The following is an 11,729-nucleotide window of genomic DNA, read 5'->3' as shown; positions in this document are numbered from 1 at the left end:
ACTCGATTGAAGGAGGAAATTATGTCGGTTTTAGTAAAAGAAGTCATTGAAAAGCTCAGATTAGACATTGTTTACGGTGAAGGCGATTTACTTGAAAAAGAAATCAATACTGCGGACATTTCTCGACCAGGTCTGGAAATGACGGGCTATTTTGATTACTATACTCCGGAGCGGCTGCAACTGTTGGGAATGAAGGAATGGTCTTATTTAGTCTCCATGTCTTCTCACAACCGTTATAAGGTGTTGACCAAGATGTTTCAACCAGAAACACCAGTGGTTATTGTTGCGCGTGGTTTAGTAGTTCCAGAAGAAATGTTGAAAGCTGCCAGGGAATGTAAGATTGCGATTTTAACCAGTCGAACAGCTACTAGTCGCCTATCAGGAGAATTATCTAGCTATTTGGATTCTCGTTTGGCAGAACGGACCAGTGTTCATGGTGTCTTGATGGACATTTATGGCATGGGTGTCTTGATCCAAGGGGATAGCGGTATCGGTAAGAGTGAAACTGGTCTGGAACTTGTGAAACGTGGACACCGTTTGGTGGCAGATGATCGTGTAGATATTTTTGCAAAAGACGAAATGACCCTTTGGGGAGAGCCAGCTGAAATTTTGAGGCATTTACTTGAGATCCGTGGAGTGGGGATTATTGATGTGATGAGTCTTTACGGAGCAAGTGCAGTTAAGGATTCTTCACAAGTTCAACTAGCAGTTTATTTGGAAAATTATGATACGCATAAGACCTTCGATCGTTTAGGAAATAATGCTGAAGAAATCGAGATTTCTGGTGTAGCCATTCCACGTATCCGAATCCCAGTAAAAACAGGACGCAATATTTCTGTTGTTATTGAAGCGGCTGCTATGAACTACCGTGCTAAGGAAATGGGCTTTGATGCGACACGTTTATTTGAAGAACGCTTGACAAGTCTGATCGCTCAAAATGAGGTGAAAAATGATTAATCCAGTCGCATTTGAAATCGGTCCTTTTTCTATTCGTTGGTATGCTTTGTGTATTGTGGCTGGTTTGGTTTTGGCAGTCTACCTTGCCATGAAGGAAGCTCCTAAAAAGAAAATCCTGTCAGATGATATTTTGGATTTCATTCTGATTGCTTTTCCGGTAGCTATTTTAGGTGCTAGGCTATACTACGTACTCTTTCGTTTAGATTATTATCTGCAAAATCCAGGTGAAATCATCGCCATCTGGAATGGTGGTTTGGCCATTTACGGAGGATTGATAGCGGGCGCTATTGTCCTTTATATCTTTGCAGATAGAAAGCTGATTAATACTTGGGATTTCTTAGATATTGCAGCACCAAGCGTCATGGTTGCCCAGAGTTTAGGGCGCTGGGGGAACTTCTTTAACCAAGAAGCCTACGGTGCAGCGGTAGATAGTCTGGATTATTTGCCAGGCTTTATCCGTGACCAGATGTACATTGATGGTAGCTACCGTCAGCCGACCTTCTTATACGAGTCGGTTTGGAATCTGATCGGATTTGCTTTGATTCTGATTTTTAGACGAAAATTAAAGGGAATCAGACGTGGTCATATTACGGCATTCTACTTGATTTGGTATGGCTTTGGTCGTATGATTATCGAAGGGATGCGGACGGATAGTCTCATGTTCTTTGGTCTGCGAGTTTCCCAATGGTTATCAGTTGTCCTTATCGGACTCGGTATTTTTATCATACTTTATCAAAATCGAAAGAAAGCCCCTTTCTATCATACAGAGGAGGAAAACTAAATGTTAGAAGTTGCATATATACTTGTTGCGATTGCTTTGATTGTCTGTTTGGTCTATTTGACAATCACGATTCAAAAAGCAGGTCGTATGATTGATGAGACAGAGAAAACCATCAAAACGTTGAGCTCAGATGTGAACGTTACCTTGCATCAGACCAATGAATTGTTGGTTAAGGTCAATGTGTTGGCAGATGATATTAATGTCAAAGTTGCGACGATTGATCCACTCTTTACGGCGGTGGCGGACTTGTCTGAGTCAGTATCTGACCTCAACCAACATGCACGTGTCTTAGGCAAAAAAGCTTCATCTGCTGGTTCAAAGACCATTAAAACAGGTGCAGGCTTGTCCGCTCTTCGTGTCGCAAGTAAATTTTTCAAAAAATAAAAAAGGAGAAATCTTATGGGAAAACTATCCTCTATCCTTTTAGGTACTGTTTCAGGTGCAGCTCTCGCTTTGTTTTTGACGAGTGACAAGGGCAAGCAAGTTTGTAGTCAAGCTCAGGATTTTCTAGATGATTTGAGAGAAGATCCAGAATATGCTAGAGAGCAGGTTTGTGAAAAACTAACAGAAGTGAAGGAACAGGCAACTGACTTTGTGCTGAAAACAAAGGAACAAGTAGAATCTGGTGAAATTACTTTTGATAGTGTCCTTGACCAAGCTAAAACCTGTGCTCGACAAGCGACAGAAGCGTCAAAGGAAACCTTTAACAATCTCAAGGAGCAATGGCAAGAACAGTCAACAACTCCAGACGTCGCTGAAGATCAAGAAGAAATTATCATCAATATTACTGAAGTATAAAGTATCACCATCTCTGGTTTTTGGAGATGGTGATTTTTATCTGCAAACCTGTCTTTGTGGTATAATAAATACTATGCAGAAAAAACCAACGTCCGCCTACGTGCATATTCCCTTTTGCACACAGATTTGTTATTATTGTGACTTTTCAAAAGTGTTTATTAAGAATCAACCAGTAGATAGTTACCTGGAGCATCTGCTAGAGGAGTTTCGTTCTTATGATATCCAAAAGTTACGAACTCTCTACATTGGAGGTGGGACGCCAACGGCTTTGTCAGCTCCGCAATTAGAAGTGCTCCTGGATGGCTTAACTAAAAACTTGGACTTGTCAGTTTTGGAAGAGTTGACCATTGAGGCCAATCCAGGCGACTTGGATGCGGATAAGATTGCGGTTTTGAAGCAGTCACCAGTCAATCGTGTTTCCTTGGGTGTGCAGACTTTTGATGATAAAATGCTGAAAAAGATTGGGCGTAGTCACTTGGAGAAGGATATTTATGAAAATATCGACCGCCTCAAACTGGCTGGTTTTGACAATATCTCCATCGATCTAATCTATGCTCTTCCAGGTCAAACTATGGCTCAGGTCAAGGACAATGTAGCTAAGGCTATCTCGCTTGATATTCCTCATATGAGCCTTTATAGCTTGATTTTGGAAAACCATACGGTCTTTATGAACCGCATGCGACGAGGGAAGTTGCCCCTACCCAAGGAAGAGTTAGAAGCGGAGATGTTTGAGTACATCATCGCAGAACTGGAGCGAGCTGGTTTTGAGCATTATGAGATTTCCAATTTCTCTAAATCCGGATTTGAAAGTCGCCACAATCTCATGTACTGGGACAATGCCGAATATTATGGTATCGGTGCGGGTGCTTCAGGTTATGTGAACGGGGTGCGCTATAAAAACCACGGGCCTATCCGCCACTATCTCAACGCAGTAGAGGCAGGAAATGCTCGGATAACAGAAGAACACCTGAGTCAAAGGGAACAGATGGAAGAAGAAATGTTCCTAGGCCTCCGGAAAAAATCTGGGGTTTCCATGGCGCGATTTGAGGAAAAATTTGGACGGTCCTTTGATGGACTTTATGGCGAGATCATCAGAGACTTGGTTCAACAAGGACTCATGCAGATCGACGGTGATCGTGTCCGAATGACAAAGAGGGGTCTCTTCTTGGGAGACACTGTAGCAGAACGATTTATTTTGGAGTAGAACAATGGGCTTAACTTATCAAATGAAAATGAAAATTCCTTTTGATATGGCGGACATGAACGGTCATATCAAACTTCCAGATGTGATTTTGCTGTCCTTGCAAGTATCAGGTATGCAGTCCATTGAACTGGGAGTTAGTGACAAGGATGTGTTAGAACGTTACAATCTGGTCTGGATTATTACAGACTATGCGATTGACGTGGTTCGCTTGCCTCGCTTTGCTGAGGAGATTACGATTGAAACAGAAGCGTTGACTTACAATCGTCTTTTTTGCTACCGCCGTTTCACTATCTATGATGAAGCAGGTCAAGAAATCATTCGCATGGTAGCAACCTTTGTTCTGATGGACCGAGACAGTCGTAAAGTTCATGCTGTCGAACCGGAGATTGTTGCTCCTTATCAGTCCGAGTTTGATAAAAAACTCATCCGTGGGCCAAAGTATGCAAATCTAGAAGATCCGATCAGTAAAGACTACCATGTTCGTTTTTACGACTTGGATATGAATGGTCATGTCAATAATAGCAAATACCTAGATTGGATTTTTGAGGTTATGGGAGCAGACTTTTTGACCAAGTATATTCCAAAGAAAATCAATCTCAAATATGTCAAAGAAGTGCGGCCAGGTGGTATGATTGCTTCAGCTTATGAACTCAAGGGACTAGAAAGCAAGCATGAGATTATTAGTGATGGCGAGATCAATGCCCAAGCTATGATTACTTGGCAAGAAATTGAAGGCAATTAGAAAGGACGATATGGCTTATAAAGGTTATTTAATTGATTTAGACGGAACCATTTACAAGGGGAAAGACCGAATTCCCGCGGGTGAGGCTTTTGTCCATGAGTTACAAAAAAGAGAAATTCCCTACCTCTTTGTGACCAATAATACAACTCGTACTCCTGAGAGTGTTCAAGAGATGTTGGTTCAGAATTTTAATATCAACACGCCTCTATCGACTGTATACACAGCAACCTTGGCAACCATCGACTATATGAATGACTTAGGACTGGAAAAGACAGTCTATGTCATCGGCGAAGCGGGGCTCAAGGAAGCTATCAAGGCTGCTGGTTATGTGGAAGACAAGGAAAGTCCAGCCTATGTGGTAGTTGGACTGGACTGGCAAGTTGACTATGAAAAATTTGCGACAGCAACTCTAGCCATTCAAAAGGGGGCTCACTTTATCGGAACCAACCCTGACCTCAATATCCCGACGGAACGAGGTCTCTTGCCTGGTGCTGGTTCACTAATTACACTTCTTGAAGTCGCTACACGGGTCAAACCAGTATATATCGGAAAACCGAATGCGATCATCATGGAAAAGGCCGTGGAACATCTGGGTATAGATCGAGAAGACTTGCTCATGGTCGGGGATAACTACTTGACTGATATTCGAGCAGGGATTGACAATGGCATTCCAACGCTCTTGGTGACCACAGGTTTTACCAAAGCAGAAGAAGTGGCGGACTTGCCAATCGCACCAACTCATGTAGTTTCTAGCCTTGCGGAGTGGAATTTTGATGAAAACTAAACTGACCTTTTGGGGAAGTATGCTCTTTCTCCTCTCCCTGTCTATTCTCTTAACCATTTATCTGGCATGGATTTTCTATCCTTTGGAAATTGAGTGGCTGAACTTAGCGGATCGAGTCTATCTAAAGCCAGAAACCATTCAGTACAATTTTCATATCTTGATGAATTACCTGACTAATCCCTTTAGTCAGGTCTTAGAGATGCCAGATTTTCGTTCATCAGCGGCAGGTCTACACCACTTTGCGGTGGTGAAGAATCTCTTCCACTTAGTTCAGCTAGTTGCCCTAGTGACGCTACCAAGTTTTTATTTCTTTGTTAGAAAGATTGTGAAAAAAGGCTTTTTGCCCCTATATCGTAAAAATATCTTGACTTTAGTGCTATTGCCTCTAGTCATTGGGCTTGTAGGAGTGTTGATTGGTTTTGAGCAATTCTTTACTCTTTTCCATCAGATTCTCTTCGTGGGAGATGATACCTGGCTTTTTGATCCAGCCAAGGATCCAGTTATTCTGATTTTGCCAGAGATTTTCTTCCTCCATGCCTTTTTACTTTTCTTTGTTTTGTATGAAGGAATATTCGGTTTCCTCCTTGTTAAAGCTTCAAGGAAATAGAGGATAACATTCTGTATTTTTAATAAAAAACGAGAGAAGTCGTTCTGCTCCCTATTTATTGTTAGGTTATCCTAAAGATAAACTTGCAAAGCAGGAGATTTTTGCAGAAAACAGTCTATTTTCTATGAAAAAATAGGCTTTTTTTCTAAAAATACCTAGTCAAGCGCTTTATTTTTTTGTATAATAGAAATAGCAAGTATAGATAAAAGAAGAGAAAAGCATGATTACACTATTTTTATCACCGAGTTGTACATCATGTCGTAAGGCAAAGGCTTGGTTAGAGACGCATAAAGTGCCCTTTCAAGAGCATAATATTATGACTAGTCCTTTAACAAGAAAAGAATTACAACATATTCTTTCCTTGACCGAAAATGGTACTGATGACATCATTTCAACTCGTTCAAAAATTTTTCAAAAATTGGATATTGATGTAGAGAGTATCTCGGTATCGGAGTTGCTTCAGTTGATTGAGCAATATCCTAGTCTTTTGCGTCGCCCAATTATTACAGATACCAAACGCATGCAAATTGGTTTTAATGAAGATGAGATTCGTGCTTTTCTCCCTCGTAGTTACCGTAAACAAGAACTAAAAGAAGCAACATTGAGAGCTGGTATTGGATAGATGAACAAACAGTATAGTTACCCACTAGATTTGTCGTGGAGCACTGAAGAACTTGCTTCAGTGCTTTCTTTTTTTAATGATGTTGAAGCTGCCTATGAAGATAAGGTAGAAGCTAAAAAACTGCTAGAGTCTTACAAGGAATTCAAATTGGTTGTGCCAAGCAAGAGTGAAGAGAAACGTTTGGGACGAGAATTTGAAACAGTTAGTGGCTATTCGCTTTACCGAGCAGTTCAGGCTGCCAAGGAAAAAGGGGAAGGGAAGATTTCTCTTGGAAACTAAATTTGAATTTGCCAAACAGATTGTGCAGGAAGCTGCTGACTATATTTTGACTCACATGAAAGAAGATTTGCAGGTTGAGCGCAAGTCTTCCCCTACAGACTTGGTGACACGTTTGGACAAGGAGGTCCAGCAACTCTTGGTTGATCGAATCAAGTTATCCTATCCTGAAGACTTGATTTGCGCGGAAGAGGGCTGTTTGCGTGCTGCGGTCGATCAAGGTTCTGTTTGGGTGATTGATCCCATTGACGGTACCAATAATTTTGTCGCCCAGCAGGAAGATTTTGCCGTTATGTTGGCTTATTTTGAGAATGGTGTGGGCAAATTTGGCATCATCTATGATGTCATGAAAGGTGATTGTTACCATGGTGGTGGTGCCTTTCCTCCTTGTCGTAATAATGAGCCCTTACCGACTTTTAAAAAGAAACCTCTTCAAGAATTTTTAGTTGCCGGTAACTCAGGTATGTTTGAAACCAATGAGTGGGGCTTGGCGGATTTGGGCCGAGCAGCATTGGGAGTCCGTGTCTATGGCAGTGCGGCCATTAGTTTTGCTAAGGTTTTATCGGGTCGTCTTCTGACTTATATTACCTACTTACAGCCATGGGATTACGCTGCGGCTAGTATTTTAGGGGAAAGTCTGGGTTATCGTCTTCTTACGGTATCAGGTGATCCCGCTGATTTTAAAACGCGTCAGCCTGTCATGATGGTGCCAATCGAGATGCAAGAAGAGATTCAGTCTTATATCTACGAAAGGAAAGAGAACTAAATGAAATTTCCAGAAGGATTTGTTGAAAAATATGAAGCGATACTAGAAGATGAGGCAAGAGATTTTCTTGCCTCTTTTAAGCAGGAAGCGGTTTCGGCTTTTCGGGTTAATCCCTTAAAAGAAAGTCAGCTATCGTTTGCTAATGTCATTCCTCGTACACCTTGGGGGCACTATGGAAAAGTTTCTGGGAAATCTCCAGAGCACGTTACGGGTCTCGTTTATTCACAAGAGCCTGCAGCCCAAATGGTGGCCCAGGTAGCTCAACCAAGTCCTGGCATGAAGGTCTTGGACTTGGCGGCAGCACCAGGTGGAAAATCCACTCAACTAGCAGCTTATCTGGCTAATCAAGGAGTCCTTGTTTCCAACGAAATTTCAAGCAAGCGTGCTAAGATTTTAGTGGAAAATATGGAACGATTTGGAGCGACAAATGTTGTCGTGACCAATGAATCTGCTGACCGCTTAGCCAAGGTTTTTAAAGGTTACTTTGATGTGATTGTCCTTGATGCACCTTGCTCGGGTGAAGGGATGTTTCGTAAGCAGCCAGATGCCATGGATTATTGGAGTACCGATTATCCGAGTCAATGCGCTAGTTTGCAAAGAGAAATTCTGGCAGATGCAGTGACCATGCTTGCAGATGGTGGGCGTTTGGTCTATTCGACCTGTACTTGGGCACCTGAGGAAAATGAAGAAATCGTCCACTGGTTGCTGGATACTTATGAATTTGAATTGCTTCCAGTCGAGCATGTGAACGGTATGGTAGCAGGAATTGGACTTCCTGAAACGGCGCGAATGTACCCTCACCATTTTAAGGGAGAAGGTCAGTTTGTTGCCCATTTGCAGTTTAAGGGAGAAAATCCAGCACCTAAATTCAAAGCCAGCAAGAGCAATCTCAGTCGTGAACAACTGGATTTGTGGCATGATTTTGCCCAAAAACACTTGCAGGTCAATCTAACTGGTATCTTGCGGACTTTTGGAGATCAGCTCTATCTCTTGCCAGAGATGCTACCTGATCTAGGGAAGCTCAAAATTGCCCGAAATGGGCTCCATCTGGGGACGTTTAAGAAGAAACGTTTTGAACCAAGCTTTGCTCTCGGTTTGGCCTTGAAACCAAGCCAAGTAAAACAAAGTGTCGAAATCAATGATGAGGACTTTGTAAAATATGTGGCTGGTGAGACCGTTCAATTGTCTGAAGCTCGACCAAATGGCTGGTACCAAGTTGTGGTTCAAGGAAACGGATTAGGCTTTGCCAAGGTAACGGGAAATGTTTTGAAAAATTATTATCCAAAAGGGCTCAGATTCAAGTGAAAAAGCTAGTCAAAGAGCCTATTCTATGTTATAGTGGAAGTATGAGTTTTTTCTGATAGTCTTTCATTATTGCTTATATTATACGATGGAATTGTCCGCTCCTAAGAATGTCTAGATAAAATAAAGCGGGACAATCATTGATGATAATTGGATGATCAGGACAAACGGAAGAAATCAGAACATTTATCATTATGTTCAAGGAGAATAACAGTGAAAAAAAGAAAAAAGCTCGTCATGTCTCTTGCAGCACTTTTGATGGCAGGTTCTCTAGCAGGATGCGCTAGCTGGATTGATCGTGGAGAATCTATGACAGCTGTTGGTTCAACAGCTCTTCAACCTCTTGTCGAAGCAGCAGCAGATGAATTCGGTTCTAGAAACATCGGAAAAACAGTCAATGTTCAAGGTGGAGGATCGGGTACAGGACTTTCCCAAGTCCAGTCTGGAGCAGTTGACATCGGGAACTCTGACGTCTTTGCAGAGGAAAAAGAAGGAATCGATGCTTCGGCTCTAGTAGACCACAAGGTTGCAGTGGCTGGTCTTGCAGTGATTGTAAACAAAGAAGTGGATGTTGAAAATCTCACAACCGAGCAACTTCGCAAAATCTTTACAGGTGAAGTGACCAACTGGAAAGAAGTTGGGGGCAAAGACCTGGCCATTTCAATCATCAACCGAGCAGCAAGTTCTGGTTCACGAGCGACGTTTGATACGGTCGTTATGAATGGCCAATCGGCAATGCAGAGCCAAGAACAGGATTCTAACGGGATGGTCAAGTCCATTGTATCCCAAACTCCTGGAGCCATTTCTTATCTAGCCTTTGCCTATGTAGATGATTCCGTGAAAAGCATGAAACTGAATGGGTATGAACCTACGTCTGAAAATGTAACGACCAACAACTGGCCTTTGTGGTCTTATGAACATATGTACACACTCGGTCAGCCAAATGAGTTAGCTGCTGAATTCCTGAATTTCGTCCTCTCAGATGAAGCCCAAAATGGAATTGTTAAGGGCATGGGCTATATCTCTATCAATGAAATGAAAGTCCAAAAGGATGCTTCAGGTACCGTTACAGCAGTAGAAGGAGGTCAATAATGAATCAAGAAGAATTATCTAAAAAATTACTCTCTCCTTCAAAGAACTCTCGCCTTGAGAAGTTTGGTAAAGGTTTGACCTTCACCTGCCTTTCTTTGATTGTCATCATTGTGGCGATGATTTTGATTTTTGTAGCCCAAAAAGGCTTATCGACCTTCTTTGTCAATGGGGTCAACATCTTTGATTTCCTCTTTGGACAAACTTGGAATCCTTCTGGGAAACAATTTGGTGCCCTTCCAATGATTTTGGGTTCCTTTATTGTGACGATTTTATCAGCCCTCATCGCAACTCCCTTTGCTATCGGAGCTGCAGTCTTTATGACTGAAGTATCACCAAAGGGTGCAAAGATTTTGCAACCAGCCATTGAACTTCTCGTCGGTATTCCTTCAGTCGTCTATGGATTTATCGGTTTGCAGGTCGTAGTTCCCTTTGTCCGCAGTGTTTTTGGTGGAACTGGTTTTGGGATCTTGTCAGGGATTTTCGTTCTTTTTGTCATGATTTTACCGACAGTAACCTTTATGACAACCGATAGCTTGCGTGCGGTTCCTCGTCACTACCGCGAAGCTAGTTTGGCTATGGGAGCCACTCGTTGGCAAACCATCTGGCGTGTGACCTTGAAAGCAGCGCGTTCAGGTATTTTCACTGCAGTGGTTTTTGGGATGGCACGTGCCTTTGGTGAAGCCCTTGCTATTCAGATGGTGGTCGGAAACTCAGCAGTTATCCCAACCTCGCTAACAACACCAGCTGCGACTTTGACATCTGTATTGACTATGGGTATCGGAAATACCGTCATGGGAACGGTTGATAATAACGTTCTCTGGTCACTGGCCTTGGTATTGCTCTTGATGAGTTTGGCCTTTAACAGTGTGATTAAATTGATTACGAAAGAAAGAGGAAAGAAAAACTATGCACGCTAAGAAATTAGATAAACTTGCAACAGCTGTCCTCTATACCATCGCGGGTATCATCGTGGCCATCTTGGCATCCTTGATTCTCTATATCTTGGTGAGAGGGTTACCTCACATCTCTTGGTCCTTCTTGACTGGGAAATCTTCCTCTTATCAAGCAGGTGGGGGTATCGGGATTCAGCTCTACAATTCCTTCTTCCTTTTAGTCATTACCTTGATTATCTCTGTGCCTTTGTCTATGGGGGCTGGGATTTACCTAGCTGAATATGCAAAAAAGGGTCCTGTGACAAATTTTGTCAGAACCTGTATTGAAATCTTGTCTTCTCTACCATCAGTCGTTGTAGGTCTCTTTGGTTACTTGATTTTTGTAGTCCAGTTTGAGTATGGATTTTCAATCATTTCAGGTGCCTTGGCCTTGACGGTCTTTAACCTCCCTCAGATGACTCGAAATGTTGAGGACAGTTTAAAACACGTTCACCATACACAACGTGAGGCTGGTCTGGCTCTTGGAATTTCTCGTTGGGAGACTGTAGTTCATGTTGTCATTCCAGAAGCCCTTCCAGGTATCGTAACGGGTGTTGTCTTGGCATCTGGCCGTATCTTTGGTGAGGCCGCCGCTCTTATCTATACGGCAGGACAATCCGCTCCAGCCCTAGACTGGTCTAACTGGAATATCCTCAGTGTTACCAGTCCTATCTCAATCTTCCGACAAGCAGAAACTTTGGCTGTCCACATCTGGAAAGTCAATAGCGAGGGAACCATTCCTGATGCTACCATTGTATCTGCTGGTTCTGCCGCAGTGCTCCTCATCTTTATCTTGATTTTTAACTTTGGAGCACGCAAACTCGGAAGCTATTTACACAAGAAATTAACCGCTGCCTAAAGGAGAA

15 protein-coding genes are annotated in these 11,729 nt (G+C 42.4%); all 15 read left to right on the top strand.

Going from position 1 to position 11,729, the window contains the following annotated elements; all coding sequences use genetic code 11:
- The first annotated feature begins 21 nt into the window (after positions 1-21).
- The 15 genes from hprK (at position 22) to pstA (ending at position 11,722) form a co-directional block, all read left to right on the top strand.
- Positions 22-957: an HPr(Ser) kinase/phosphatase gene (gene hprK / locus PG086_RS06300; protein WP_000115137.1), complete on the top strand. Its 936-nt coding sequence runs from the start codon at positions 22-24 to the stop codon at positions 955-957.
- Positions 950-1,738, top strand: a complete 789-nt coding sequence (gene lgt, locus PG086_RS06295; RefSeq protein WP_212576447.1) for a prolipoprotein diacylglyceryl transferase — start codon at positions 950-952, stop codon at positions 1,736-1,738. Before hprK ends, lgt begins: the two co-directional genes overlap by 8 nt.
- Positions 1,739-2,122 carry a DUF948 domain-containing protein gene (locus PG086_RS06290; protein WP_007520313.1) on the top strand — a complete coding sequence of 128 codons (384 nt, stop codon included), beginning with the start codon at positions 1,739-1,741 and terminating at the stop codon, positions 2,120-2,122. It begins immediately after the preceding gene.
- Between the two features lie 15 nt (positions 2,123-2,137).
- The gene (locus tag PG086_RS06285) at positions 2,138-2,536 is read left to right on the top strand and encodes a YtxH domain-containing protein (protein ID WP_270748170.1); all 399 of its coding nucleotides are present in this window, start codon (positions 2,138-2,140) and stop codon (positions 2,534-2,536) included.
- Between the two features lie 73 nt (positions 2,537-2,609).
- Positions 2,610-3,740 (top strand): radical SAM family heme chaperone HemW, encoded by a 1,131-nt coding sequence (hemW, locus tag PG086_RS06280; protein WP_270748168.1) that lies wholly within the window; start codon positions 2,610-2,612, stop codon positions 3,738-3,740.
- Between the two features lie 4 nt (positions 3,741-3,744).
- Positions 3,745-4,482: an acyl-[acyl-carrier-protein] thioesterase gene (locus tag PG086_RS06275; protein WP_049490189.1), complete on the top strand. Its 738-nt coding sequence runs from the start codon at positions 3,745-3,747 to the stop codon at positions 4,480-4,482.
- Between the two features lie 10 nt (positions 4,483-4,492).
- Complete coding sequence (locus PG086_RS06270) at positions 4,493-5,266, top strand: TIGR01457 family HAD-type hydrolase (RefSeq protein WP_000323540.1); 774 nt, start codon at positions 4,493-4,495, stop codon at positions 5,264-5,266.
- Entirely contained in the window at positions 5,256-5,873 is a 618-nt protein-coding gene (locus PG086_RS06265; RefSeq protein ID WP_270748166.1) for a TIGR01906 family membrane protein, read from the top strand. The genes PG086_RS06270 and PG086_RS06265 overlap by 11 nt, the downstream gene beginning before the upstream one ends.
- Positions 5,874-6,093: 220 nt before the next feature.
- Positions 6,094-6,495: a Spx/MgsR family RNA polymerase-binding regulatory protein gene (locus PG086_RS06260; RefSeq protein WP_002875821.1), complete on the top strand. Its 402-nt coding sequence runs from the start codon at positions 6,094-6,096 to the stop codon at positions 6,493-6,495.
- A complete protein-coding gene (locus tag PG086_RS06255; protein WP_093585762.1) occupies positions 6,496-6,774 on the top strand; it encodes a UPF0223 family protein in 279 nt (92 codons plus the stop codon). It abuts the gene before it with no gap.
- The gene (locus PG086_RS06250; protein WP_270748165.1) at positions 6,764-7,537 is read left to right on the top strand and encodes an inositol monophosphatase family protein; all 774 of its coding nucleotides are present in this window, start codon (positions 6,764-6,766) and stop codon (positions 7,535-7,537) included. The genes PG086_RS06255 and PG086_RS06250 overlap by 11 nt, the downstream gene beginning before the upstream one ends.
- A complete protein-coding gene (locus PG086_RS06245) occupies positions 7,538-8,842 on the top strand; it encodes an RsmF rRNA methyltransferase first C-terminal domain-containing protein (protein ID WP_270748164.1) in 1,305 nt (434 codons plus the stop codon). It begins immediately after the preceding gene.
- Between the two features lie 210 nt (positions 8,843-9,052).
- Positions 9,053-9,931 (top strand): phosphate ABC transporter substrate-binding protein PstS, encoded by an 879-nt coding sequence (locus PG086_RS06240; RefSeq protein WP_007520299.1) that lies wholly within the window; start codon positions 9,053-9,055, stop codon positions 9,929-9,931.
- Entirely contained in the window at positions 9,931-10,848 is a 918-nt protein-coding gene (gene pstC, locus PG086_RS06235; protein WP_001070951.1) for a phosphate ABC transporter permease subunit PstC, read from the top strand. Before PG086_RS06240 ends, pstC begins: the two co-directional genes overlap by 1 nt.
- Positions 10,838-11,722 (top strand): phosphate ABC transporter permease PstA, encoded by an 885-nt coding sequence (gene pstA, locus PG086_RS06230; RefSeq protein ID WP_000543049.1) that lies wholly within the window; start codon positions 10,838-10,840, stop codon positions 11,720-11,722. Before pstC ends, pstA begins: the two co-directional genes overlap by 11 nt.
- Positions 11,723-11,729 lie beyond the last annotated feature (7 nt).

Origin of the sequence: Streptococcus halitosis (genome assembly GCF_027691175.1) — a bacterium.
In the GTDB taxonomy this organism is placed as follows: Bacteria; Bacillota; Bacilli; order Lactobacillales; family Streptococcaceae; genus Streptococcus; species Streptococcus halitosis_A.
The sequence above is the reverse complement of the archived record's forward strand: the minus strand, read 5'-3'. Positions and strand labels throughout refer to the sequence as shown.